Source organism: Streptomyces sp. WAC 06738, assembly GCF_003945505.1.
In the GTDB taxonomy this organism is placed as follows: Bacteria; Actinomycetota; Actinomycetes; order Streptomycetales; family Streptomycetaceae; genus Streptomyces.
Window position 1 is genome coordinate 3,171,739 of the sequence record NZ_CP029618.1, and the last position, 25,088, is coordinate 3,196,826.

A 25,088-nucleotide genomic window follows, 5' to 3' on the forward strand; every position below is an offset into this window, starting at 1 on the left:
TCGCGGTGTCCTCGGCGACACTAGGAAGTCCGAAAGGCACCGATCGGTGCGTAACGGATGCGCTAGAAGGACGACTGGAGCAGCAAGCAGGAGGAAGAGGAGGAGCCGAATGAGCGAGACGCTGCCGGCCGTCCCGGTGCACACCAGCCCCTTTCTCGCGGACTGCCGCGCGCGCGTGGGCATCGACGTGCTCGCGCACGCCTGGAACGGCATCGTGATCTTCGCGCTGAGCGAGGGGCCGCGGCGCCCCGCCGAGATGCGGAAGGCCATCGGGGGCATCAGCCCGAAGGTCCTCAACCAGACGCTGCGGCGGCTGGAGGGCTACGGGCTGGTGGAGCACCGTCGCTACGCCGAGGCGCCGCCGCGCGTCGAGTACCGGCTCACGGAGAGCGGGCAGTCGCTTCTCGGGCCGCTGTGGGCGCTCGCCGCGTGGTCGCGGGAACACGGCGACGGGGTGCTGGTGGCGCAGGAGCGGGCCGAGCGGCGTCAGCGGGGGTAGCGCAGGAGCCATGCGTCGTTGGGGGCGCTCTCGCCGTGCAGTGCCGGGCCGAGGGTCATCTCCAAGGCGAAGTCGTCGGCCAGTTGGAGGATCGTGCCGCGGCCCTCGACCTCCGCCACCCACGCCGGGGGCAGCGCCGTCTCGCCGTGCTGCGCGCCGAGCAGGCTGCCGCAGAGCGAGCCGGTGGCGTCGGAGGCGCCGCCGTGGTTGACGGCGAGGAGCAGGCCGTGGCGTACGTCGGTGGCCGCCAGCGCGCAGTACAGGGCGAGGGCGACGGCCTCCGCCGCGCTCTCGCCGGTGCCCAGCCCCTCCACCTGCTCCGGACCCGGCTCCGGGCCCTCGCGGGCGTCGAGCGCCGCGCGCAGCGCGGCCGCGGTCTCCTCGTGCCCCGGGCGCCCCGCGAGGATCTCCAGGGCCCTTGCCACCGCCTCCTCCGGCGCGTCGCCGCGGGCGAGCCCGTGCACCACGACCGCGTACGCGCCCGCCGCCAGATAGCCGGTCGGGTGGCCGTGGGTCTGCGTGGCGCACTCGGCCGCGAGCTGGAAGACCAACTGCGGCTCCCAGCCCACCAGCAGCCCGAACGGCGCGGAGCGCACCACGGCCCCCGGGTCCTTCGCCTCCGGGTTGCGGGGCTGCTGGAGGGTGCCCATGCGGTCGTCGGCCAGGCCGCGCAGGCTGGCACGGGGGGCGCCGCGCTGCGAGTACAGCCACTCCTCGCGGGCGAGCCAGCCGTCCTCCGCCTTGCGCTCGTCGGGGCCCCAGTCCTTCTGCGTGGCGTACCAGCGGCGGTACGCGGTGTGCACGTCGGTCGGCGGGTGCCACCGGCCGCCGTCGCGGCGCACCTGGGCGCGGATGAGGCCGTCGACGGTGAAGAGCGTCATCTGGGTGTCGTCGGTGACCGCGCCGCGGCGGCCGTAGGCCGGGGCGAAGTCGACGGCGCCCTGCGGTCCGTGCTCGGCCCGTATCTCCGCCAGGGAGGCGGCCGCGATGCCGGCGCCCAGGGCGTCGCCTATCGCGCCGCCGAGCAGGCAGCCGCGCACTCTGCTGCGGAAGTCCTGCTGCTCGGCGCGGCCCCAGGTGCGGCGTGCGGTCGTCACTCGGCCACCTCAGTCCGGACGTTCGGTCTCTCGCGGTCAGGTCTCGCTGTCTGGTCTCGCTCTGTGCGCACGTGCTCCGGCCCAGCACTGTAATCGAGCGAAACCGAGAGGCCAGCGGGTGTATCCGCGTCACCCGCCCGGCAGTTCGCGGAGCAAGTCATCGATTGTGCGCAGATATCCCTCGATCCGGGGCAGGTCCGCCGCCGCCGTGGCGGGCGTGGCGGCCAGCATGGAGAAGAGCGCGCGTACGTCCTTGAGCAGCAGCCAGTACGTCTGCGCGGACGCCAGTTCGGCCAGCGCCGCGTCCGCGGCGGCCCAGTCCCCGGCGGCGGCGCGGCACATCAGCCGGGCCTGCACCCGGTCCGCGTCGGTGACGCCGTCCGCCAGCATCGCCGCCTCCGCCTCCGCCCAGCGCCCGGCGGTCGGCGAGGCCCCCGTCAGCCGCGCCAGCAGGAGGTCGTCGAACCGGGCGTAGCCGTCCCCCGGACCGGCAGCGAGCGCCGCCGCGACGTGCGGTCGCGCCTCCTCGTACCGGCCGAGTCCCATGAGGGTCTCGGCCTTGTCGCCGTGCAGCGAATGGTCGCCGGGATCCGCCGCGAACGCCGCGTCGAGCGCCGCGAGGGCCTCCTCGTGCCGCCCCTCCAGGGAGAGCAGCTGTCCCTTCAGGCTCAGCCCGTCGGCGTGGTCCGGCCACTCCGCGAGGACCGCCTCGACCTCCGCGTACGCCTCGGCCGTCCGCCCGAGGTGGCCGAGGGTGCGGGCCCGGCCGATCCGCGCCCACCTGCGCGTGGCGTCGATCTCCAGGGCGCGCGCGTAGTCCGCCAGCGAGTCGTCGAAGCGGTCGGCCATCCGGTGGAAGGTGCCCCGCGTCTCCAGCACCCACGTGAGCTGCGGATCGATCTCCAGCGCCCGGGTGAACTCGGCGATCGCCGCGTCGACTTGCCGCTGCGCCGCCAGGCACTGCCCCCGGCCGGCGATCGCCCAGGCGTAGTCGTGCTCCAGCTCCACGGCCCGGTCGAAGCACGCCAGCGCCTCGTCGATCCGCCCGGCGAGCCGGTGCACCTCCCCGCGCTCGCCCCAGCACCACGACCACTCCGGCTTCAGCTCCAGCGCCCGGTCCACATCCGCCAGCGCCTCGTCCAGGCGGTTCAGCCGCCGGTAGGACTCGCCCCGGTTGGCGTACGCCCAGGCGTAGTCGGGCGACAGCTCCAGCGCGCGGGTGTAGTCGGCGGCGGCCGCCTCGAACCGCTCGGCGTCCTGGTGCAGCCGGCCGCGTTCGACCCAGCACCATTCCCACTGCGGGTCGACCGCCAGCGCCCGGTCCAGGTCCGCCTGCGCCTCCTCGGGGCGGCCGAGCGCGGCGTGGCACTGGGCGCGGCTGGCGTACGCGTAGGCGTAGTCGCCCTCCGCCGCCTCCACGGCCCGGTCGAAGTCGGGGATCGCCCGTTCCGGGTCCCCGGCGACCCGCCGCACCTCGCCGCGCATCGCCCAGCTCATCGGGGACGGGTCCAGCTCCACCGCCTGGTCCAGGTCGGCCTTCGCGTCGTCGTAGCGCTCCAGGTAGAGCCGGGCCCGGCCGCGGTGGGTGAGCGACCAGGCGCGGTCGGAGTCGGCCTCGACGCAGCGGGTGAAGTCCGCGTCGGCCTCGGCGTAGCGGTCGAGGAGCACGTACGCCTGGCCGCGGCCCGCGTACGCGCGGGTGAAGGCCGGGTCGAGTTCCAGCGCCCGGTCGAAGTCCGCGACGCTGGCGTCGAGTTCGTCGGCGTTGCGGCGCTCCCGCCCGCGGAGCGTGTACGCGAGCACCCGCTCGGGTTCCGTCAGCTCCGCCTCCCGCAGCAGGAACGTGCACACCTCGACGACGCCGCGCGGGCCCTCCCCCAGCACCGCCAGCAGCCGCCGGCCCCAGTCCCGTACGGGCTCGCTGTCGGCGTCCGTGCCCGCCTGCTCCATGGTCTGCGCCCACCGGCGGGTCTCGGCCGGGCCGACGTCGGCGGCCTGGAGGGCGTCGCGGCGGGCGCGGGGCAGGGCGCCCTGGGGATCGGCGCACAGCAGGTGGTACGTCTCGTTCCGGCGGTGGCCGAACCACCGCTCGTCCAGCCAGCGCTCCTCCCGCACGTCGTTCCCGGCCGGCAGGGACGCCTCCAGCTCCGCGCACCAGCCGGCGTGCGCCGCCGCGAGCGCGCGGTGCTGCTCGCGCCAGCGCTGCGGCGACTGCGCGCGCTGCACCCGCAGCATCGCCGAGCGCACCACGCCGTGGTACTGCACCCGGCCCGCCTCGTCGCTGACGAACGGCAGGGCGCGCAGCCACCCGTACAGCCCGGCGGCCGCGGGCGCGACGGCGACCCGGAACACGTCCTCGTCCAGGGACGGCGGCAGCGCGGCGGCCTGCGCCGCGGCCTTCTGCACCGGGTCCGCCACCCACTTCAGGAACCGCTCCACCGCCGTGCCGCTCGGGTCCGCGCCGCCGGGGCGGACCGGCGGCGTCTCGGCGAGCATCGAGGTGAGCACCGGCAGCCGCCCGGACAGGTGCAGGATCTCGTCCACGACCCGGGCGTCGGCGATGCCCCTGGCGGCGATGAGCGCGCGGGCCTCCTCCTCGGTGAAGAGCTCCAGCTCCAGCTCGGCGGCGAAGTCGCCGGCCGGCCAGCGCGCCGGGTCGAGCCGCTGCTGCCCGGCGCGGGTCACCACGACGTTGGCGGGCAGCGCGCCGTAGCGGTCGCTGGTCATGACGTCGCACAGCCAGGCGTCGAGGACGGGTCCCGTGCGCTCGTACGTGTCGAAGAAGAGGGCGAGCCACGGGACGGCGGTGGCGACGCCGCGCAGGTCCTCCAGGAAGGCGGGGGTGAGGGCCTGGAGCGGGGAGAGGACGAGCTGCACGTCGTCGTGGCTGCGCAGCCGGGTGGAGAGCGCGGCGCGCCAGCGGTCGAGGCTCTGCGCGACCTGCTGCGGGTCCATGGCGCCGGCGACGGCCCCGAGTCCCGGCACGAGGCCGAGTCCCGCCAGGCCCGCCTGGGCGGCGATGCCGGCCGCGGGCGAGGCGGCGGCGGGCGCCTGGGCGGCGGGCACGGGCCCCGAGGCGTCCACGGGGCCCGCCGGGTGCGGCACACCGGGCGCACCGGCGCCGGGCTGGCCGGGCGCGCCGTCGAGGGTGGCGACGACGGCGTCCGCCTCGTGGCGCCGCTGGCGGTAGCGCTGGAGCAGCCGGTCGAAGCCCTTCAGCGGGTGGCCCTGGCGGGCGAGTTGGGTGCTGATCGCCTCCATCGCCTCGGGCACGCTGGCCGCGGACTCGTCGACCTGCGCGGTGAGCGCGCCCTGCTCCGCGGCGAGCTGGAGGAGGCGGCGCAGCAGCGACGTCTTGCCGACGCCGGCGACGCCGTGGAAGTGGAAGAGGAAGCGGTGCGCCGGATCCTCGGGGGGCAGCGGAAGTTGTCCCGGTACGCGGTGATCTCGCGCTGCCTGCCGACGAATCCCGACCGGCGGCGGTCGCGGATCAAGTCCTGCATGGACGGACGCACTTCGGGCACGGCGCCACCTCCCCCGGGGGCGAGCTTAGAGCCTCGGGGCGGCGGAGGGGGCGGGCCGGACGGGTCCGGCCCGGGGCTCCCGCCCGGCACCCTCCGGGCAGCCGCCCGGTGCGCCGCGCGCGCCGTTCCGTACGCGCCGGGCGTCCCGTTCCGTACGCGCCGCGCGCCCCCTCCCGTACGCGCCGGGCGCCCCCTCCCGTACGCGCCGTTCGCCCCCTCCGTACCGCGGCCCGCTACTGCCCCAGCACCGGCAGCAGTTCCGGCAGCCGGCCGTCCGCAGCCTCCGCCGCGCGCAGCCGCTCCTCCGGCACCTGTCCGTACGTCGTCGTCCGCGGCCGGGCCGGGCGGCCCGCGGCGGCGGCGATGGCGACGAGGTCCTTCACCGAGCGGTACGACCCGTACGACGAGCCGGCCATCCGCGAGATCGTCTCCTCCATCAGCGTGCCACCCAGGTCGTTGGCGCCGGAGCGGAGCATCTGCGCGGCGCCGTCCGCGCCGAGCTTCACCCAGCTCGTCTGGATGTTGGTGAGGTGCGGGTGGAGCAGCAGCCGGGCCATGGCGGTGACCGCCCGGTTGTCACGCATCGTCGGTCCCGGCCGGGCGATCCCCGCCAGGTAGACCGGCGCGTTGGTGTGGATGAACGGCAGCGTGACGAACTCCGTGAAGCCGCCCGTGCGCTGCTGGAGCTCCGCGAGCAGCCGCAGGTGGCCCAGCCAGTGCCGGGGCTGGTCCACGTGCCCGTACATCATCGTGGACGACGACCTCAGGCCCAGGTCGTGCGCCGTGGTGACGACCTCGATCCAGTCGGCCGCGGGCAGCTTGCCCTTGGTGAGGATCCAGCGCACCTCGTCGTCCAGGATCTCGGCGGCCGTGCCGGGGATGGAGCCGAGGCCCGCCTCCTTGGCGGCGGTCAGCCAGTCGCGCACGGAAAGGCCGGTGCGCGCCGCGCCGTTCATGACCTCCATGGGCGAGAACGCGTGCACGTGGATGCCCGGCACCCGCTCCTTGACGGCGCGGGCGATGTCGAAATAAGCCGTGCCGGGCAGGTCGGGGTGGATGCCGCCCTGCATGCAGACCTCGACGGCGCCCACGTCCCACGCCTGCTGGGCGCGGTCGGCGACCTGCTCGACGGAGAGCGTGTAGGCGTCGGCGTCGGTGCGGCGCTGGGCGAAGGCGCAGAAGCGGCAGCCGGTGTAGCAGACGTTGGTGAAGTTGATGTTCCGGGTGACGACGTACGTGACGTCGTCACCGACCGTGGCGCGGCGCAGGTCGTCGGCGATGCCGCAGAGGGCGTCGAGGGCGGGTCCTTCGGCGTGCAGCAGGGCGAGGGCCTGGGCGTCGGTGAGCCGGGTGGGGTCGTCGGCGGCGCGGGCGAGGGCGGCGCGCACGTCGGGGTCGAGCCGGCCGGGGGCGCGGCCGTCGGCGGCGGGGCGGTCGGAGTCTTCGGCGGCGGGGCCGTCGGTCTCCGCGGTCGCCGCGGTCGCCGCGGTCGCCGCGGTCGCCGCGGTCGCCGCGGTCGCCGCCGGGGGTGCGGCGGGGTCGCCGGACAGCTCCCTGGCCGTCTCGCGCAGCGCCTCCCAGTCCCCGTACACCGCGTCGAAGTCACCCCGCCGGTCGCCCGTGCGCCCCTCGGTGTCGATCGTGCGGTGCAGGTCCGTACGCCCCCCGGCGGCGAAGCCGCCGTCCGGCTCCTGCCAGGGCAGCCCCCGCGGGCGTACGTCACGGGCGAGGCCCGTCTCCGGGTCGGCCAGCGCGCTGACGTGCGGCAGCACCCGCGGGTCGAGCCACGGCTCGCCGCGGCGCACGAACTCCGGGTAGACCGCGAGCCGTTCGCGCAGCTCGAACCCGGCCGCCGCGGAACGCGCCGCCAGCTCCTCCACCTGCGGCCAGGGCCGCTCCGGGTTGACGTGGTCCGGGGTGAGCGGCGAGACCCCGCCCCAGTCGTCGATGCCGGCCGCGATGAGCTTGCCGTACTCCGCGTCCACCAGGTTCGGCGGCGCCTGCACCCCGATCGCCGGGCCCAGGATGAGCCGGGTGACGGCGACGGTGGCGGCGAGATCGTCCAGCTCGGCGTCCGGCATGCCGCGCATCGCCGTGTCCGGCTTGGCGCGGAAGTTCTGCACGATGACCTCCTGGAGGCCCTGGTACGCCCGCTGCACCCTTCGCAGCGCGAAGAGCGACTCGGCGCGCTCCTCCGGCGTCTCGCCGATGCCGATGAGCAGCCCGCTGGTGAACGGCACGGAGGAGCGCCCCGCGTCCTCCAGCACCCGCAGCCGTACGGCCGGCTCCTTGTCGGGCGAACCGTAGTGCGGCCCGCCGGGCTCGCTCCACAGCCGCTCCGCGGTGGTCTCCAGCATCATCCCCATGGACGCGGCCACGGGCTTGAGCCGCTGGAACCCGGCCCAGGTCACCACGCCCGGGTTGAGGTGCGGCAGGAGGCCGGTCTCCTCCAGCACGCGGACGGCCATCGCGCGCACGTACGCCTGCGTGTCGTCGTACCCGTGCGCCTCCAGCCACTCGCGCGCCTCGGGCCAGCGGTCCTCGGGCCGGTCCCCGAGCGTGAACAGCGCCTCCTTGCAGCCGAGCGCCGCGCCGCGGCGGGCGATGTCCAGCACCTCGTCGGGCGACATGAACATCCCGTGCCCCTCCCGGCGGAGCTTGCCGGGGACGGTGACGAACGTGCAGTAGTGGCAGCGGTCGCGGCAGAGCCGGGTGAGCGGCAGGAAGACGCTGCGGGAGTACGTGATGACGCCGGGCCGGCCGGCCGCCGCCAGACCGGCGTCACGCACCCGGGCGGCGGAGGCGGAAAGGTCGGTCAGGTCGGCGCCGCGCGCCCGGAGGAGCACGGCGGCCTCGGACACATCGAGGGCGACGCCGTCGCGGGCGCGCTTGAGGGCGCGGCGCATGGCGTTGGCGGTGGGGGCGGGCGGCAGCTTCGTCATCGAGCCTCCTGCGTGGATACCCCCACCTTCAGGAGGGGTGGAATCGGGGTCCCTGCGGAATGGGGCAAGGGTAGACGAATCATCGCTGGGTGATTCATCGTGCACCGCCCAGGGGCTACGGGGACCCACAATCTGACGTGATAATTTGTGAGTGATGGGCATTCGCGTGAAGCGGGCGTTCAAGTACCGCTTCTACCCGACCGATGCGCAGGCAGCGGATCTGTCGCGCACTTTCGGGTGCGTGCGCAAGGTCTACAACATGGCGCTCGCGGCCCGTACGGAGGCGTGGACGCTGCGGCAGGAGCGGGTCGACTACAACGCCACCTCGGCGATGTTGACCGCGTGGAAGAAGACCGAGGAACTGGCCTTTCTCAACGAGGTGTCGTCGGTTCCGCTCCAGCAGTGCCTTCGGCATCTGCAGAGGGCGTTCACCAACTTCTTCGCCAAGCGAGCCAAGTACCCCCGCTTCAAGTCCAAGAGGAAGTCCCGTGCCAGCGCGGAGTACACCACCTCGGGATTCACGTTCCGGGACGGGAAGCTGACGCTGGCGAAGATGACGGACCCACTGGACGTCCGCTGGTCCCGGCCCCTGCCCGAGGGGGCGTCGTCGCCGTCCACGGTGACCGTCTCCCGTGACGCTGCGGGCCGCTGGTTCGTCTCCCTGCTCTGCGACGACACCCCCGCCTCGATGCCCGCCACCGCGGAAGCCGTCGGCATCGACGCCGGACTGAGCCACCTGGTGACCCTCTCCACCGGAGAGAAGATCGCCAACCCCCGCCACGAACGCCGCGACCGGACCCGTCTGGCCCGCGCCCAGCGCGCTCTGGCGAAGAAGACCAGGGGTTCGGCGAACCGGGCCAGGGCCCGGCTCCGTGTCGCGAAGATCCACGCCAAGATCGCCGACAGGCGACGCGACGGTCTGCACAAGCTGACCACTCGACTCGTGCGCGACAACCAAACGCTCGTGATCGAGGATCTGACCGTGCGCCATATGGTGAAGAACCACACACTCGCCCGAGCCATCTCGGACGCGAGTTGGACCGAACTGCGGTCCATGCTGGAATACAAGGCAGCCTGGTACGGCAGGAGGCTGGTGGTCGTGGACCGCTTCTTTCCCTCCTCCAGGTTGTGTTCCGCCTGCGGCACCCTCGCATCGAAGATGTCGCTGAACGTCCGCACCTGGACGTGCGACTGCGGCGCGACCCACGACCGGGACGTGAACGCAGCGAAGAACCTTCTGGCGGCCGGGCTGGCCGTGTCAGTCTGTGGAGCTGGTGTAAGACCTCAACGGGAGTCCTCCCGGACGGGGCAGTCAGCGACGAAGCAGAAAACCCCGCGGCGTAAGCCGTAGGACTCTCCCTCGTTCACGACGGAGAAGAGGCCAACTTTCCGAGCATACGACGCAGGACGCAGGGCTCGTGGATCAGAGGAACTGCGCGTACGCGTCGAGTGCGCGCAGGACCTCCGTCTCGCCGGCGGGCGGCAGTTGGACGACGGTCTCCCGTACGCCCTGCGCGGCGAAGTACGCGAGCTTGCCCTCGCTCGGCCGCACGGCGTACGGCACCACCTCCAGCGCCGCCGGATCGCGCCCGGCGTCCTCCCAGACCTGGCGCAGCCGCGGGATGCTGTCGGTGAGCCCGCCGCCGCCGATGGGCATCCAGCCGTCGGCGTACTCGGCGACGTGCGCGAAGAGCTTCGGCCCCGGCCGGCCGCCGAGCAGCGTGCGCGGGCCGTGCAGCGGGGGCGCGCCCTTGCGGGGGCGGGGGGCCTGGACGGGCTTGGGGTGCGCCTCGGACGCCCGTACGGCGGTACGCGGCGCGGAGCCGCCCGCCGCGTCCCCCTCCCCCGCCGCACCGGCCGCGTCCGCCGCGTCCGCCGCCTCCTGCGCCTCCGCCTCCCCGTCGTACGCCGTCGGCTCCGGCGCCCAGAGCGCGTTCATCAGCCCCATCCGGCGCCGCCCCAGCTCCCGCCGCCCGCGCCAGTCGACGCCGTGGTCGTCGGCCTCCTCCTCGTTCCACCCGAAGCCGACGCCGAGCGTGAACCGGCCGCCGGAGAGGAAGTCGAGCGTCGCGACCTGCTTCGCCAGCACGATCGGGTCGTGCTGGGCCACGAGCGTGATGCCGGTGCCGAGCGCCAGCCGCTCGGTGACGGCGGCGGCCTGACCGAGGGCGACGAAGGGGTCGAGCGTGCGCCCGTACTCGCGGGGCAGCGGTTCGCCCATCGGGGCGGGGGTGTCGCGGCTGACGGGGATGTGCGTGTGCTCGGGGAGATAGAGCCCGTGGAAGCCGCGTTCTTCCAGCTCACGCGCGAGGGCCGGGGGGCGGACGGTCTCGTCGGTGAGGAAGACGGTCACGGAGATACGCATCCGCGCAGTATCCAGCGGGCGGCGTACGCTGGGAACAACCCCCGCGGCGATTCCCGCCGTGAGACGGGAGGCCCGTCATGTCTCTCCGGCCGCGTCGTCTGTCCTCTCTTGTGGTGGCGGTCCTGTGCGCCGCCGCGTTATACGTGCTCTTCCTGCCGGCGGTCGCCTCGGCGCAGTCGTCGGGCGGGGTCGGCTCGGCGAGCGGCGCCGCGGGCCGGTACATCGACCCGGGCATGAACGCGGGCGCCTCCATGGGCGCGACGACGACGGTCTCCGGTGGGTTCCCGGCGAGTACGGGGACCGCCACGGGGTTCACCACCACGTCGGGCGGCACGGGGACGACGACCGGCGACGGCGATGTCGGCTGGCGTCCGGTGCTGCTCGTCCTCGGCGGCGTGTTCCTGGTCTACTTCCTCGCCGGCCGGGGGATGCGCCTGATCGGCGCCGCGGCGGGCACCGTACGCCGCCGCCGCGGGCGCTGACGGCGGTCCCGGCCGTACCTCCCCTTCGCTCACGACCCACGCGTCCCGCAGTGTTCCCTTCCGCGTCACCCGCGTATAGGACCCGTGTAGCACCGTCTCAGCGATGAACCGACGCGAAGGGACCGCACCCGTGGACAGACGCGACCTGTTGAAGCTCTCGGCGGCCACCGCCGGAGTGATGACGCTCGCCCCCGTGAGCTTCGCCGGCGCGGCGGACGGCGCGGACGGCGCGGACGCCGGCGCCGACGGCGAAGAGGACAGCCGGACCGTCACCGGCCATCTGGAGCCGGGCGCACCGGACTTCGTCTACCTGCCCGTCGACGTGCCGCGCGGGGTGCGCGAGATCCACGTCGCGTACCGCTACGACCGCCCCCAGGTGCCCGCGGGCACGACGGGCAACGCCCTGGACATCGGCATCTTCGACGAGCGCGGCACCCACGACGGCGGCCGGGGCTTCCGCGGCTGGTCGGGCGGCTTCCGCACGGAGTTCGCGATCAGCGCGGACCGGGCGGCGACGACGCCCGCGTATCTGCCGGGGCCGGTGCGGGCGGGCCGCTGGCACGTGGTGCTCGGCCCGTACACGATCGCCCCGCGGGGTCTCGACTACGAGGTGACGATCACCCTGCGCTACGGTCCGGCGGGCGAGACCGCACCGCCGCGGTTCCCGCCGGAGCGCGCCAAGGGCCGGGGCCGGGCGTGGTACCGCGGGGACTGCCACCTGCACACGGTGCACTCGGACGGCGCCCGTACGCCCGCGGAGACCGCGGCGGCGGCGCGGGCGGCGAAGCTCGACTTCCTCACGACGACCGAGCACAACACGTCCTCCGGGCACGCCGCGTGGGACGGGCTGTGGGGCGACGACCTGCTGGTGCTCTGCGGCGAGGAGGTGACGACGCGCAATGGGCACTACCTGGCGGTCGGCACCGACCCGGGCGTCTTCGTCGACTGGCGCTACCGGGCGCGGGACGACGCGTACCCGCGCTACGTGCGGCAGATCCACGCGGCCGGCGGGCTGGTCGTGCCGGCGCACCCCAACTGCCCGTTCGTCGGCTGCCAGTGGAAGTTCGGCTACGAGGGCGCCGACGCGGTCGAGGTGTGGAACGGCCCGTGGACGACGGACGACGAGCTGGCGGTGGCGGCCTGGGACAACGCCCTGACGGCGGGCCGCGAGGGCGGCGGCCCGATGGACTGGCTGCCGGCGGTGGGCAACAGCGACGCGCACCGTGACGGCCAGGTCGTGGGCCTGCCGCAGACGGTGGTGCTGGCCGACGACCTGTCCCGGCAGGCGCTGCTGGCGGGCCTGCGGGCGGGGCGGAGCTGGCTGGCGGAGTCGGCGGACGTGGACCTGGAGTTCACGGCGTCGGGCCCGCGGGGCGAGCACGCGGGCATCGGGGAGCGGCTGCGGGCGGCGGCGGACGGAAAGGTGACGGTACGGCTGAAGGTCACCGGCGGCCCGGCGAAGGCGCAGGTCCGTTTCATGACGGACGAGGGCCAGTTGTACGCGACGACGCTGGCGGACGGCGCGGGGACGGTGGAGTGGCAGACGACGCCGTCGTACGCGGCGTTCGTCCGCGCGGAGGTCCGCCACCCGGCGGCGGACGGCGGGGCGAGCGGGCTGCCGGGGGCGATGGCGGCGATGACGAACCCGATCTGGCTGGGCCGCTGAGGCCGGAGCGCGGGGCAGGGCCGGGGCGTAGCGGCAGACGCTCCGGCCGGGCAGCGGCGCACCTCCGGTGGCGGAATCCCGGAGGGACGCCGCTGCCGCTCGGGGCCGGCCGGGAGTGCGGGGATCACGTCCCCCGCACTCCCGCCCCAGGGTAGGCCGCCCCTCTGACAAGCGACCCCCGGCGGGCTGACCGGCCCCCGTTCCCGAAAAGCCGGGACGACCGGAGATGGAGAACGGGGCCGCTACCGCAGTCCCCGTAGCACGCCTTCCGATTTCGGACACCCCGGTTTCGGCTCTGCCCGAAGAGGCACGGCCTCTTCAGGACATATAGAATCCAGCCGAACTGCCGCGTGCGACAGGTTTGGCCTCTGTGGTCGTCCGAAGTGATCGTCTTCGCCAAGGTGGTCGGCGGGAGCACACCGGAACGCACTCCTGACGAGGCGTCAGCTCACGCGCGGTGCGTGGCCGGGGGCGCACGGCGAGGATCACACGCCGCGCCTTCGCGCTGGGTGTGCTCCCGAAGGCCGAAAAACGTCCACTTACTGGGCCATTGGCCCGGCCAGAGCGCTGTCGTTGCTGACTAAAACACCCCCGGCAGGGCAGACTTGGCTATCTGGAATCACCGGGACCGGGGAGGGGGCGGCCATGGCCCACGAAGACGAGACGAGTGCGCTGCGCTTCGCCGTGCTCGGTCCCGTCCGTGCCTGGCGCGGCGAGGAGTCCCTCCCGGTCGGTACGCCGCAGCAGCGCGCGATGCTCGCGGCGCTGCTGCTGCGCGGCGGTCGTACGGCCACGGCCCAGGAGCTGGTCGACGGTATCTGGGGCGAGGAGCCGCCGCCGCGCGCGGTGTCCGCCCTGCGGACGTACGCGTCCAGGCTCCGCCGGACCCTCGGCGCCGACGCCCTGGTGAGCGAGGCCGGCGGCTACGCGATCCGGGCCCACGGCACCGAGGTCGACGTCGCCACCGCGGAGGAGCTGGCCCGCGCCGCCGAAACCGCCGCCGCGGCGGGCGACTTCGCCAAGGCCCGCGAGCTGTACGCGGGCGCGCTCGCCCAGTTCACCGGCGAACCGCTCGGCGGCGTGCCGGGCCCGTACGCCGACTGGCACCGCGACCGCCTCGAAGAGCTGCGCCTGTCCCTGCTGGAGCGCCGCATCGAGCTGGACCTGGATGCCGCCCGGCACGCGGAGGCGGTCTCGGAGCTGACGGCGCTGACCGCGGGCCACCCTTTGCGGGAACGGTTCCGCGAACTGCTGATGCTCGCGCTCTACCGCAGCGGCCGGCAGGCCGAGGCCCTGGCCGTCTACGCGGACACCCGCCGCCTGCTCCAGGACGAACTCGGCGTCGACCCCCGCCCGGAGCTGGCCGAACTCCAGCAGCGCATCCTCCAGGCCGACGAGGATCTGGCCGCCCCGAAGGCCGAACCCCTCGCGGGTGACGCCCCGTTCCGCGTCGTACGCCCGGCGCAACTGCCGGCGACGGTCTCGGACTTCACCGGCCGCGACGGCGTCGTGGAGGAACTGGGCAAGGAGCTGGCGAACGCGCCGGACACGGTGATGGCGGTGTCGTCGGTCTCGGGCATCGGCGGGGTGGGCAAGACGACGCTGGCCGTGCACGTCGCGCACGCGGCGCGGGAGTCCTTCCCCGACGGCCAGCTCTACGCGGACCTCCAGGGCTCGGGCCCGTCCCCGGCCGAACCGGCCGCCGTCCTCGGCGCGTTCCTCCGCGCCCTGGGCACCCCGGACGCGGACATCCCCGAGCCGGTCGACGAACGCGCCGCGCTCTACCGCTCGGTGCTCGCGGGCCGCCGCATACTGACCCTCCTCGACAACGCCCGCGACGCCGCCCAGATCCGCCCCCTGCTCCCCGGCACGGAGGGCTGCGCGGCGCTGATCACGTCCCGCACGAGGATGACGGACCTGGCCGGCGCGCACCACGTCGACCTGGACGTGATGGCCCCGGACGAGGCGCTGCTGCTCTTCACCCGCATCGTGGGCGCCGAACGCGTCGACCCGGAACGCGACGCCGCCATGGACGTGGTAGCCGCCTGCGGCTTCCTCCCCCTGGCCATCCGCATCGCGGCCTCCCGCCTGGCGGCGCGCCGCACGTGGACGGTGTCGGTACTGGCCCGCAAACTGTCGGACGAACACCGCCGCCTGGACGAACTCCGGGTGGGCGACCTGGCGGTGAAGGCCACGTTCGAACTCGGCTACGGCCAGCTCGAACCGGAACAGGCCCGCGCGTTCCGCCTCCTGGGCCTGGCCGACGGCCCGGACATCTCCCTCAGTGCCGCCGCAGCCGTCATCGACCGCCCCATAGAGAGGACCGAGGAGGTCCTCGAAGTCCTGGTCGATGCCAGCCTGCTGGAATCAGCGGCCCCCGGCCGTTACCGCTACCACGACCTCGTCCGCCTGTTCGCCCGCGACTGCGCCGAGCGGGAAGAGCCAGCGGCAGACCGCGAGGCGGCGCTGTCCCGAGTGCTGGACTTCTACCTCGCTACGGCAGCGCGCGTGTACGAACTGGGCCGCCCGGGCGACACGTTGACCAAGCACCTGAATTCCGTGGCGCACCAGGGGTTGATGTTCGACGACCGCGAGGCAGCACAGGACTGGCTGTTCACCGAAGCTGCCTGCGTCCTGGCCGTAGTCCTCCAGCTCTCCGCCGGCAACACCCTTGCCCGTACGGCCGATACGCTGCTCGCCGCCAAAGACCTCGCCGAGTCCGGCGCGTACTCCGTACAGTTCGTCCGTGCCGCCACGACGGCGCTGACGGCGGCGCAGGAAGCCGAGGACATCGCGAGTCAGGGACGGGCGCACACTGCGCTGTCCTCCGCCCACATCTTCACGGGCCGCTTCGAGCGCGCCGACCAGCATGCGACGCACGCCATGCTGCTGGGGCAGGCCTGCGGTGACGTCTGGGTGTGCGGCGAGGCAGCGAACGACCGTGGCCTGCTCGCCTCTTTCCTCGGGCGTACCGAGGAGTCAAGCGGCTACCTGGAGCAGGCGCTCGCCGCCTACCGTTCTGACGGCAACCTCGACGGCGCTGCCAGCGCGCTCAACAACCTCTCGCGGGGGCACACCGAGACCGGGGCCATGGCAACGGCGGTCAACCTGGCGGAGCAGGCGCTGGAGATCTTCCGAAAGGCGAACGCTCCACTCGGGATGGCCAGCAGCATGTACACGCTGGGCATCGCGCTGACCGGGGTCGGCCGCTACGAAGACGCCATAAGCCAGCTCACCCGGGCTCTCGACATATTTCGCGCCCACCGGATGCGGCTCTGGGACGGTCTGACCCTGTTCCGGATCGCGCAGGTCCATCTGGCCGCCGACCAGGCTCCTCAGTCAGCGACCCAGGCCGAGCAGGCTCTGGCCCGGTTGCAGGGCATCGGCGGCGACTGGCATCGCGCCAACGCCCTCACCGTGCTGGGCCGAGCCCTTCACCAGTTGGGTCAGCCCGGTCGTGCGCAGGCGTGCTGGGCGGAAGCGCTGGCACTCCACGATCAGGCGGGATCCAACGAAGCCGCCGAGGTGCGGGAACTGATGACCGTCGCGGCCGCGTCATAATCGGCTGAACAGAGCCGTTCATCGAACGTTTATCACGACCCGCCATTCTCCTAGTCAACGGCTCGTTAGCTCGGGGGAGTAGCGGGCCGGGTAGGCCGCAGTCCAAACACCGCAACCGGTGAGCGGCCACGCGGCGTCCGTCCGGCGATCCGCGGGGGAGTTGCCGGGCGGGCGACCGCACAAAGTACGTCACCAAACTAGGGGGTTAAAAGTGCCGGAGGAGAAGGAGCCCGAGGTCACCACTCTCGGCAACACCAAGCCGACCCCGCCTGAGGACGACAAGATCGTCCGCAAGCCGGGGACGAAAGCAACCGATCCTGCCAAGGACGAGGACGACCCGTCGGGCGATCTCAAGCCGCTTGGTAACACCAAGCCCTGACGACTTCAATGACGGCCCGAGGGGGGGCCAGACGGCCCGGTCGCGGCAGCAAGATGGGGACTGCTGCGGCCGGGCCTTCCCTCTTCTGCCAACCGAGACTCGACTGCTCCACAAGGGATTCCGCACGGCACGATCGCACCACGTCCGCGTCTCCACTCCGCCGGGTGGAGACTCCACAAACCCTGCTCACCCGTCGACATCTGGCCGTGCGAGCCGACGCTGCTGACACGGCGCCGCGCCCCGCGGCAGACTGTCGAACCGGGACTCGGTGTACCGGAGGGGGTGGGGTATGGCTGAGGGGCGGGCCGTCGCGCGGGGTGGGGTGGTGTACTTCGCGGTGCTCGGGCCCGTCGCGGCGTGGCGTGGTGCCGCGCCCGTCAACGTCGGGCCCCCGCAGCAGCGCACCGTCCTCGCCGCCCTGCTCATCGGCTCCGGCCACCACGCCACCACCCACGAACTCGTCGACGCCCTCTGGGGCGAGGACCCGCCGCGCGACGCCGTCGGGACGGTACGTACGTACGTCTCCCGGCTCCGCAAGGCACTCGGCCCGGACGCCGACCTCATCACCGGCCAGGCCGGCGGCTACGTCCTGCGGCCCGGAGCCGGCGCCGTGTCGGACGTGGCGATCGCCGAACAGGCCGTCGCCCTGGCCGACGCGGCAACGCACGACGGCGACGCCGAACGGGCCCGGTCGCTGCTCCGCGAGGCCCTCGGCCTCTGGGACGGCGAGCCGCTCGCCGGTCTGCCCGGGACGTTCGCCGAGACCGAGCGCGCGCGGCTCACCGAGTGGCGGCTGTCGCTGCTGGAGCGCCGGCTCGCCCTCGACATCGAGTCGCACGACTACGCCGAGGCGATCTCGGAGCTGACGGCGCTGACGGCGGCGTACCCGCTGCGGGAGCGGTTCCGGGAGCTGCTGATGCTCGCGCTCTCCCGCAGCGGCCGGCAGGCCGAGGCGCTGGCGGTCTACACGGACAGCCGGCGGCTTTTCATCGATGAGCTGGGCGTCGAGCCCGGCCCGAGGTTGGCGGAACTGCAGCAGCGGATCCTCCGGGGAGGTGAGCAGCCCGTGGCACCAGCGGCCACCGCGACCGCGCGGTTGTCGCCTGCTCAGTTGCCGGCGAGACTGGCGGACTTCACGGGCCGCGACGCGTTCGTCGACGAGCTGGGCAAGCAGTTGGAGCAGGCGTCCGGCATGGTGATGGCGGTGTCGTCGGTCTCGGGCATCGGCGGCGTCGGCAAGACGACGCTGGCCGTGCACGTGGGGCATGCGGTACGGGATTCGTTCCCGGACGGGCAGTTGTACGCGGACCTCCAGGGCGCAGGTGCGTCACCGGCGGAACCGGCCGCCGTCCTCGGCTCATTCCTCCGTTCGCTGGGCACCCCGGACTCCGAGATCCCCGAGCCGCTGGAGGAACGCGCCGCGCTCTTCCGGTCGATGCTCGCCGGCCGCCGCGTCCTGACCCTGCTCGACAACGCCCGCGACGCCGCCCAGGTACGCCCCCTCCTGCCCGGCACGGAGGGCTGCGCCGCGGTGATCACCTCCCGCGCCCGCATGACGGACCTGGCAGGCGCCCACCACGTGGACCTCGACGTGATGGCCCCGGACGAGGCGCTGCTGCTCTTCACGCGCATCGTCGGCGCCCACCGCGTCACCCCGGAGCGCAACGCGGCGATGGACGTCGTCGCGGCCTGCGGCTTCCTGCCCCTGGCGATACGCATCGCCGCCTCCCGGCTGGCCGCCCGCCGCACGTGGACGGTCTCCGTCCTGGCCAGCAAGCTGTCGGACGAACACCGCCGCCTGGACGAACTCCGCGTCGGCGACCTGGCGGTGAAGGCCACGTTCGAGCTGGGCTACGGCCAGCTCGAACCGGAACAGGCCCGGGCCTTCCGCCTCCTGGGCCTGGTCGACGGCCCGGACATCTCGCTGAGCGCGGCGGCGGCGATCCTGGACCGTACGGAGGACGACGCGGAAGACCTCCTGGAAACCCTGGTGGACACCAGCCTCCTGGAATCCGCAGCCCCGGGCCGCTACCGCTACCACGACCTCCTCCGCCTCTTCGCCCGCGCCTGCGCACACCGCGAGGAACCGCAGGCGGAGCGCCAGGCAGCCGAGATCCGCCTGCTGGACTTCTACCTGGCCACATCGGCACGTGTCTATGAGCTGGGCCGCCCGGGCGACACCCTGACCAAGCACCTCCCCGCCGTGTCATACGAGGGTCTTGCCTTCGACTGTCGCGAAGCCGCACAGGACTGGCTTTTCCGCGAGGCCCAATGCCTGCTCGCCACCGCACAGCAATTCGCCCACGGCGACTCCCTGTCCCGCGCCGTCGACCTCCTCTGGGTGACGAAGGATCTCGCTGAGTCCGGCATTTACTCCCAACCGTTCATCCTGGCGGCGGACCACCTCCTGGATGCCTCCCGACAGGCGGGCGACAGCCGCACCCAGGCCCGTGCACACGACGTACTGGCCGGGGTCCACATCGACGCCGGATGCTTCGAGGCGGCGGACCTGCATGCGCAATGCGCCTACGAGTTGGCCCGGCGCGACCCGGATCCGCTCGTGCTCGGCCACGCACACAGCAACCGCGGGATCATCGCCGATATTCAGGGACGCTACGACGATGCCGGTGACCACCTCGTACTGGCGCTGGCCGAGTACCGCGCCGACGGCAATCTGCTCGGCGAGGCCTCCGTCCTCAGCAATCTCTCCCGCATGCACTGCGGCGCTGGCCGGATCTCGATCGCCGTCGAGCTGGCCGAGCAGTCGATGACGCTCCATCGCCAACTCGGTACGAGCTTCCGGATGGCGAACAGCATGTACGCCCTCGGCATCGCCCTCACCGCCGCCGGCCGGCACGACGACGCGCTGATCCAGCACACCCAGGCCCTCAGCATCTTCCGCGAGAACCGCATGCACCTCTGGGACGGCATGACCCACTTCCGCATGGCCGAAGCGGCCCTCGCCGCCGGGCGGCACTCGCAGGCCGCCGTGCTCGCCGAGCAGGCGCTCGGGCGGTTGCAGGGCATCGGGGGTGACTGGCATCGCGGGGTGGTGCTGACCCTTCTGGGCCGTACGCTGCTGGCGATGGGACAGCAGGGGCGCGCGCGGGCCTGCTGGGCCGAGGCGGTCGGTCTGCTGGAGAGGGCGGATTCCGCGGAGGCCGCCGAGGTCAGCGCGCTGCTGGCGTCCATCCCGCCGGGCTGAGAAGCCCTCACGACGGTCCGACCTCCGCAGGCGACGGGCCGGCATGCAGGACGGCCGTCACCTCATGTCGCCCTCAGCTCTGCGGCTGTCCCTCAGCCCTGCGGTGCCTGCGTCGATCCTGATTCCTGGAGGTCGCGCGCCTCCGACAGACACGCCCGCGCCCGGTCCGCCTGGCCGAGTTCGTCGAGGGCCCGGCCCAGTACCGTCAGCACGCTGCCCCGGTGCCAGTCACCGCCGATGCCGCGGAGCTGGGAGAGGGCCTTCTCGGCGTACGAAGCGGCCTCGGCCGGCTGCCCCATGGAGAGGTGGACCTGCGCGATACGGAAGTGGGCCAGCCCTTCCCACAGGCCCATGCGGTCCTCGCGGAAAGCCGTGACGGCCAGGTCCAGTTGGGCGAGGGCGTCCGTGTGCCGCTCGGCCTGGTTCAGCGCGATGGCCAAGGCGTACCTGCTGCACGCCATGCGGAGCGGCGCGCCGGCCCGCCTGTCGATCTCCACGGTCTGCTCGGCCAGCTCGATCGCGGTGGCCGTCGCGCCCGCGTCGATGTGGAGGCGCGCGAGGTTGCTCAGCGCGCAGGACTGCCCGTCCAGGTTCCCGTCCTCGCGGTACTCGGCCAGGGCCTGGTCCAGATAGTGCCGGGCGTTCTCCAGGTCTCCCAGAAGGGAGGCCATCATCCCGAGGTCGTTCGCCGCTTCGCCGCGTACCCATATGTCGTCCCCGGCCAGCCGGTGGGCATGACCAGCGTGCTCATACGCCAACTCGAACCGTCCCGTGAACTGCCTGGCAGCCGTCACTACGACATGCGCCCGGGCCAGGCTCCGTACGTCGCCCGCCTCTTCCGCCGCCTCCAGCAGGGCCGTGGCCAGGCGCAGGAACCGCGGGGAGTACAGGCCGGACTCCGCGAGGTCCTTGGCCGTGAGCAGCAGGTCCACGGTGCGCGGAAGCGAGTCGCCGTGGGCGAACTGGCGGGCGGCGGCGAGCAGGCACTCCACCTCGGTGAAGAGCCAGTCCCGTGCCGTGTGCTGGTCGTCGAAGTCGAGCCCGGCGTGGGCCACCGGGGCCAGGTGCCTGATCAGGGTGTCGCCCGGGCGGCCCAGCTCGTACACCCTCGCCGCCGTGGCCAGGTAGAAGTCCAGGAGGCGCGACACGGCCGCCTCGCGGTCCGCGTGCGGTTCGTCGCGGTGTGCGCATGTGCGGGCGAAGAGGCGGAGGAGGTCGTGGTAGCGGTAGCGGCCCGGGGCTGCCGACTCCAGGAGACTGGTGTCCACCAGGGTTTCCAGGAGGTCTTCCGTGTCCTCTTCCGTACGGTCCAGGATCGCCGCCGCCGCGCTCAGCGAGATGTCCGGGCCGTCGACCAGGCCCAGGAGCCGGAACGCGCGGGCCTGTTCCGGTTCGAGCTGGCCGTAGCCGAGTTCGAACGTGGCCTTCACCGCCAGGTCGCCGACCTGGAGTTCGTCCAGGCGGCGGTGTTCGTCCGACAGCTTGCGGGCCAGCACCGCCACCGTCCACGTACGGCGCGCCGTCAGCCGGGAGGCGGCGATGCGGATCGCCAGGGGCAGGAAGCCGCACGCCGCGACCACGTCCATCGCCGCGGGGCGGTACGGGTCCACGCGGTCGGCGCCGACGATGCGGGTGAAGAGCAGCAGGGCCTCGTCCGGGTCCATCACGTCGAGGTCGACGTGGTGCGCGCCGACGAGGTGGGCCATGCGGGCGCGGGAGGTGATGAGCGCCGCGCAGCCCTCCGTGCCGGGAAGGAGGGGGCGTACCTGGGCGGCGTCGCGGGCGTTGTCGAGGAGGGCCAGGACGCGGCGGCCCGCCAGTACCGAGCGGTAGAGCGCGGCGCGCTCGGTGAGCGTCTCGGGGATGTCGGCGTCGGGGACGTTCAGGGCGCGCAGGAACGAGCCGAGGACGCCCGCCGGGTCGACCGGGGACGGGCCCCAGCCCTGGAGGTCGACGTACAACTGGCCGTCGGGGAAGGACTCCCGCGCCGCGTGCGCGACGTGCACCGCCAGCGTCGTCTTGCCCACCCCGCCGATGCCCGAGACCGACGACACCGCCATCACCATCTGGGGCGCCTGCACCAACTGCTTGCCCAGTTCCTCCACCTCGTGGCCCCGGCCTGTGAAGTCCGGCAGGGTCGCGGGGAGTTGCGCCGGGGCGACCGACGCGGTGACCGGTGCGGGGGCCGGCTGGTCCATGCCGCGGAGGATCCGCTGCTGGAGCGCGGCCAGCTCCCGGCCCGGTTCCACGCCCAGTTCGTCCGTGAGCTGGCGCCGCGTGTCCGTGTAGACCGCCAGCGCCTCCGCCTGCCGCCCGCTCCGGTAGAGCGCCAGCATCAGCAGCTCCCGGAACCGCTCGCGCAGCGGATGCGCCGCCGTCAGCGCCGTCAGCTCCGAGATCGCCTCCGCCCGCCGCCCGGTCTCGACGTCCAGCTCCAACTGCCCTTCCAGCAGCGTCAGCCGCCACTCCGCCAGCCGCGTCCGCTGCCGTTCCGCGTACGGTCCCGGGAGCCCGGCGAGCGGTTCGCCGTCCCAGAGGTCCAGTGCGCCGCGGCGCAGCTCCCGGGCCCGTTCGACGTCGCCCGCGGCCCGGGCGGCGTCCGCGTCGGCCGCGAGCCGGGTGGCCGTCTCGACGTCCAGTTCCGCGCCCGCGCGCAGGTGTACGGCGTAGCCGCCCGCCTCGCCGCGCAGCAGGTCCGCGTCGGGGCCGAGGGCGCGGCGCAGGCGGGAGACGTAGGTGCGTATCGTGCCGGTCGCGTCCCGCGGCGGGTCCTCGCCCCACACCGCGTCGACCAGCTCGTCCACGGCCACGTGCCGGCCGCCCCGCAGCAACAGCACGGCGAGCACGGCCCGCTGCTGCGGCGAGCCCATCGTCAGGGGCCGTCCGGCCCGTGCGACCCGCACGGGTCCCAGCAGGGCGAAGCGCACCGGCGCGCCCTCCGCCGGGCCCTCTCCGGATAACTCCGCGCGCTCACCCTCGGACATCGCCACCCCCACTCCAGTCCCGCGCACACAGTCTGCCGCACCCCGGGCACCCCCGTCACCGGCCCCTTTCCGACAGCCGGCCGGGCCGATTGACAGCGGATTGACGGCCTCCGACGCACCGTCCACAGCATGTCCATGGGCATCCGGTTCGCTGGACGGCATGAGCGACTCGACTCCCCGGAAAGAATCGCACGCACACGGTCTCCGTCTCGTCGTCGGCGCGTTCCCGGACGAGCTGGTCGACCCGCGGCCCGTACGGCAGCTCCCCGCTCCGCCGCCTCCTCATCTGGTGCCGGTGCTGGCCGAGTTGTCGCGCGGTACGCCCGACACGGTCGCCTGCCGCAATCTGCACATGTCCCCGCGCACGTACAGCAGGCGGGTGGCGGAACTGCTGGAGTGCCTGGGCGCGGAGAGCAGGTTCCAGGGCGGGGCGCAGGCGGTGCGGCGGGGGTGGCTCGTCGGGGCATGCCTCGCCGGTACGGCGGAGGGAGGGTGAGGGGGCGGCGGCGGATTCGCGGTTCGCCGTCTCCCGTGCCGTTTCCGCGTGCGCCGTCTCCCGTGCCGTTTCAGCTACGGGCGGCCCTGCCCCCGCAGCGCGCGCAGCGGCACGGCGGCCAGCGCCCCGGCAGCGGCACCGGGTCCCCGTCCGAGGGCCGGTAGCGCGTACGGCTCACGGGGCCGCGGCGGCCGGACCGCGAGACGTGGTAGACGGTGAGCGTCAGGCCCGGGTGGTCCGGCGGCGGGCGCAGTGGCTTCGGTGGCATCGGGACGCCCCTCACCTCGGTTCCGCGGCCGCCGGGATGTCGACGAGGTCCAGATAGGCGAACGCGAAGACCGCCGCCTCCGCGCGCGAGCGGACCCCTATCTTGCGTACGGCGTTGCTGAGATGCGCCCGTACCGTCCGTTCCGAGATCCCCAGCCGGCGCGCGATGAGCCGGTTCCCCGCGCCCGTACCGACGAGAAAGAGCGTCTGCCGCTCACGCCCGGTCAGAAGCGGGATGCCGTCCGGGTCCCCCGGAGCCCGTAAACGCCCTTCCGTGGCGGCCTCGCACAGGCTCGTCCTCCTCTGGCCCACGACAGTCAGTCCTCCCAGCCCCCCGATTCGCAGTGGCATGGCAGCCGCGAAAGTATTCCGGCGGCCGGAGGCGGGTCAAGGAATCAGGACGTCCCCGCGCAATGCTGGCGATTACTCGCCAATGTCCCCGCAACTCCCTTGCGGCGGCGCCCCGTACGCCACGTCCGCCCCGCCCGCGCGCCGGCCCCTGGGGGCGCTGAACGAAAGCTTGACGTGGGCATTAACCAAACGTTGATCGGGCCCTGCCATTCTCTTCTCAGGCCCGCAACAGGGGGAAAAGCCGGGCCGAGCGGTCGGCCGCTTTCTACACCGATGAGGTGAGCGGCCCACACGGTGCCCGTCCGATGACCATCAGGGGAAGTCGTCGGACGGGCACCGTCCTCGTTTCCGGACGCGGTCACGTACGGTCGGGCTCCTCGGGCGGGAAGGGGCGACGCACATGGAGCGGGACGTACGGTCCGTGGAGGACGTACTGCGGCTGCTGGACGGGATGTTCGAGGCCGGCGCGGACCGGTGGAGCGACCGGGGCGGCGGCTGGTGGGACGCCTTCTACGCGAACCGCGAGCGGGAGGTCCCGTTCTTCGCCGCCAAGCCCGACGAGAACCTCGCCGCGTACCTCGACCGCGGCCTCGTCGCCCCCGGCCGGGCCCTCGACCTCGGCAGCGGCCCCGGGCGCAACGCGGTCTTCCTCGCCGGGCGCGGCTTCGACGTCGAGGCCGTCGACCTCTCCGCCACGGCCGTCGCATGGGGCGAGGAGCGGGCGCGGGAGGCGGGGGTGGGGGTGCGGTTCCACTGCGGCGACGCCTTCGACCGGGTACGCGCCGAGCCCCACGCCGTCCGTGCCGATGCGGGACCCGTACGCGAAGAGCCCGGTCCCGCACGCGCGGACGCCGATCGCGCCGGGCCGCCGCGCGGCCCGTACGACCTCGTCTACGACTCCGGCTGCTTCCACCACCTCCCCCCGCACCGCCGCGTCAGCTACCTCGCCCTCCTGCGCGCGCACGTCGCCCCCGGCGGGCACTTCGGCCTCGCCTGCTTCGCGGCCGGCGCCGGCGGGATGGGCTCCGAGCTGCCCGACGCCGAGTTGTACGGGGACGGGCGGCTGCACGGCGGGCTGGCGTACACGGCGGAGTCGCTGCGGTGGATCTTCGGGGCGCTGGGGTGGGAGGAGGTCGAGCTGCGGCGGATGCGGGACGAGGGGGCGGAGTCGGCGTACTTCGGCGAGGCGTTCCTGTGGACGGCCCTGTTCCGGCGACCGGCGTGAAGTGCCCGGCGTGAGGTGGGCGGGGGCAGTCCGGCCGCCGCCCTC

At 73.6% G+C, this 25,088-nt stretch carries 16 protein-coding genes; 9 read left to right on the top strand and 7 right to left on the bottom strand.

Annotated elements, in window-relative coordinates; translation table 11 throughout:
* Window positions 1–109: 109 nt before the first annotated feature.
* A complete protein-coding gene (locus DMB38_RS13495; RefSeq protein WP_125935398.1) occupies window positions 110–499 on the top strand; it encodes a helix-turn-helix domain-containing protein in 390 nt (129 codons plus the stop codon).
* Here the strand turns inward: DMB38_RS13495 and DMB38_RS13500 are convergent.
* The 3 genes from DMB38_RS13500 to DMB38_RS13510 all read right to left on the bottom strand — a co-directional run bounded on the left by DMB38_RS13500 (window position 487) and on the right by DMB38_RS13510 (window position 8,062).
* The gene (locus DMB38_RS13500; protein WP_125935399.1) at window positions 487–1,596 is read right to left on the bottom strand and encodes an ADP-ribosylglycohydrolase family protein; all 1,110 of its coding nucleotides are present in this window, start codon (window positions 1,594–1,596) and stop codon (window positions 487–489) included. The genes DMB38_RS13495 and DMB38_RS13500 overlap by 13 nt on opposite strands.
* A gap of 129 nt (window positions 1,597–1,725) precedes the next feature.
* On the bottom strand, window positions 1,726–4,869 hold the full coding sequence (locus DMB38_RS13505; protein WP_240662186.1) for a tetratricopeptide repeat protein: 3,144 nt from the start codon (window positions 4,867–4,869) through the stop codon (window positions 1,726–1,728).
* A gap of 484 nt (window positions 4,870–5,353) precedes the next feature.
* Window positions 5,354–8,062, bottom strand: a complete 2,709-nt coding sequence (locus DMB38_RS13510) for a bifunctional FO biosynthesis protein CofGH (protein WP_125935400.1) — start codon at window positions 8,060–8,062, stop codon at window positions 5,354–5,356.
* Between the two features lie 154 nt (window positions 8,063–8,216).
* Here DMB38_RS13510 and DMB38_RS13515 point away from each other — a divergent pair, with 154 nt between their 5' ends.
* A complete protein-coding gene (locus DMB38_RS13515; RefSeq protein WP_125935401.1) occupies window positions 8,217–9,413 on the top strand; it encodes an RNA-guided endonuclease TnpB family protein in 1,197 nt (398 codons plus the stop codon).
* 72 nt (window positions 9,414–9,485) lie between these two features.
* Here DMB38_RS13515 and DMB38_RS13520 read toward each other — a convergent pair whose 3' ends face one another.
* Complete coding sequence (locus DMB38_RS13520) at window positions 9,486–10,427, bottom strand: LLM class flavin-dependent oxidoreductase (protein WP_125935402.1); 942 nt, start codon at window positions 10,425–10,427, stop codon at window positions 9,486–9,488.
* 113 nt (window positions 10,428–10,540) lie between these two features.
* On the opposite strand from DMB38_RS13520, the gene DMB38_RS13525 reads away from it, so the two are divergent.
* From DMB38_RS13525 to DMB38_RS13540, 5 genes are all read left to right on the top strand, one after another.
* Window positions 10,541–10,909, top strand: a complete 369-nt coding sequence (locus tag DMB38_RS13525; RefSeq protein WP_240662188.1) for a hypothetical protein — start codon at window positions 10,541–10,543, stop codon at window positions 10,907–10,909.
* A gap of 178 nt (window positions 10,910–11,087) precedes the next feature.
* A complete protein-coding gene (locus DMB38_RS13530) occupies window positions 11,088–12,575 on the top strand; it encodes a CehA/McbA family metallohydrolase (protein ID WP_164716196.1) in 1,488 nt (495 codons plus the stop codon).
* A 645-nt stretch (window positions 12,576–13,220) separates the two neighbouring features.
* Window positions 13,221–16,136 carry a BTAD domain-containing putative transcriptional regulator gene (locus DMB38_RS13535; RefSeq protein ID WP_125935404.1) on the top strand — a complete coding sequence of 972 codons (2,916 nt, stop codon included), beginning with the start codon at window positions 13,221–13,223 and terminating at the stop codon, window positions 16,134–16,136.
* A 211-nt stretch (window positions 16,137–16,347) separates the two neighbouring features.
* Window positions 16,348–16,515 (top strand): hypothetical protein, encoded by a 168-nt coding sequence (locus DMB38_RS36110; RefSeq protein WP_164715987.1) that lies wholly within the window; start codon window positions 16,348–16,350, stop codon window positions 16,513–16,515.
* Window positions 16,516–16,804: 289 nt separating this feature from the next.
* On the top strand, window positions 16,805–19,720 hold the full coding sequence (locus DMB38_RS13540; RefSeq protein ID WP_125935405.1) for an AfsR/SARP family transcriptional regulator: 2,916 nt from the start codon (window positions 16,805–16,807) through the stop codon (window positions 19,718–19,720).
* Between the two features lie 92 nt (window positions 19,721–19,812).
* On the opposite strand, the gene DMB38_RS13545 is transcribed toward DMB38_RS13540, so the two are convergent.
* Complete coding sequence (locus DMB38_RS13545) at window positions 19,813–22,704, bottom strand: BTAD domain-containing putative transcriptional regulator (protein ID WP_125935406.1); 2,892 nt, start codon at window positions 22,702–22,704, stop codon at window positions 19,813–19,815.
* A gap of 160 nt (window positions 22,705–22,864) precedes the next feature.
* Here DMB38_RS13545 and DMB38_RS36820 point away from each other — a divergent pair, with 160 nt between their 5' ends.
* On the top strand, window positions 22,865–23,200 hold the full coding sequence (locus tag DMB38_RS36820) for a hypothetical protein (RefSeq protein ID WP_240662190.1): 336 nt from the start codon (window positions 22,865–22,867) through the stop codon (window positions 23,198–23,200).
* A gap of 70 nt (window positions 23,201–23,270) precedes the next feature.
* Here the strand turns inward: DMB38_RS36820 and DMB38_RS13555 are convergent, their stop codons facing one another.
* On the bottom strand, window positions 23,271–23,468 hold the full coding sequence (locus tag DMB38_RS13555; RefSeq protein WP_125935407.1) for a hypothetical protein: 198 nt from the start codon (window positions 23,466–23,468) through the stop codon (window positions 23,271–23,273).
* A gap of 11 nt (window positions 23,469–23,479) precedes the next feature.
* Window positions 23,480–23,779, bottom strand: a complete 300-nt coding sequence (locus tag DMB38_RS13560; RefSeq protein ID WP_240662192.1) for a helix-turn-helix transcriptional regulator — start codon at window positions 23,777–23,779, stop codon at window positions 23,480–23,482.
* 439 nt (window positions 23,780–24,218) lie between these two features.
* Here DMB38_RS13560 and DMB38_RS13565 point away from each other — a divergent pair, with 439 nt between their 5' ends.
* Window positions 24,219–25,043: a class I SAM-dependent methyltransferase gene (locus tag DMB38_RS13565; protein WP_125935408.1), complete on the top strand. Its 825-nt coding sequence runs from the start codon at window positions 24,219–24,221 to the stop codon at window positions 25,041–25,043.
* The last annotated feature ends 45 nt before the right edge of the window (window positions 25,044–25,088 follow it).

What these genes read in the sequence shown, in the direction of transcription:
- DMB38_RS13520 (WP_125935402.1), bottom strand. Translation starts at nt 10,427, where the DNA reads ATGCGTATCTCCGTGACCGTCTTCCTCACCGACGAGACCGTCCGCCCC.
- DMB38_RS13545 (WP_125935406.1), bottom strand. Translation starts at nt 22,704, where the DNA reads ATGTCCGAGGGTGAGCGCGCGGAGTTATCCGGAGAGGGCCCGGCGGAG.
- DMB38_RS13530 (WP_164716196.1), top strand. Translation starts at nt 11,088, where the DNA reads ATGACGCTCGCCCCCGTGAGCTTCGCCGGCGCGGCGGACGGCGCGGAC.
- DMB38_RS13515 (WP_125935401.1), top strand. Translation starts at nt 8,217, where the DNA reads ATGGGCATTCGCGTGAAGCGGGCGTTCAAGTACCGCTTCTACCCGACC.
- DMB38_RS13565 (WP_125935408.1), top strand. Translation starts at nt 24,219, where the DNA reads ATGGAGCGGGACGTACGGTCCGTGGAGGACGTACTGCGGCTGCTGGAC.
- DMB38_RS13540 (WP_125935405.1), top strand. Translation starts at nt 16,805, where the DNA reads ATGGCTGAGGGGCGGGCCGTCGCGCGGGGTGGGGTGGTGTACTTCGCG.
- DMB38_RS36820 (WP_240662190.1), top strand. Translation starts at nt 22,865, where the DNA reads ATGAGCGACTCGACTCCCCGGAAAGAATCGCACGCACACGGTCTCCGT.
- DMB38_RS13510 (WP_125935400.1), bottom strand. Translation starts at nt 8,062, where the DNA reads ATGACGAAGCTGCCGCCCGCCCCCACCGCCAACGCCATGCGCCGCGCC.
- DMB38_RS13535 (WP_125935404.1), top strand. Translation starts at nt 13,221, where the DNA reads ATGGCCCACGAAGACGAGACGAGTGCGCTGCGCTTCGCCGTGCTCGGT.
- DMB38_RS13495 (WP_125935398.1), top strand. Translation starts at nt 110, where the DNA reads ATGAGCGAGACGCTGCCGGCCGTCCCGGTGCACACCAGCCCCTTTCTC.
- DMB38_RS13555 (WP_125935407.1), bottom strand. Translation starts at nt 23,468, where the DNA reads ATGCCACCGAAGCCACTGCGCCCGCCGCCGGACCACCCGGGCCTGACG.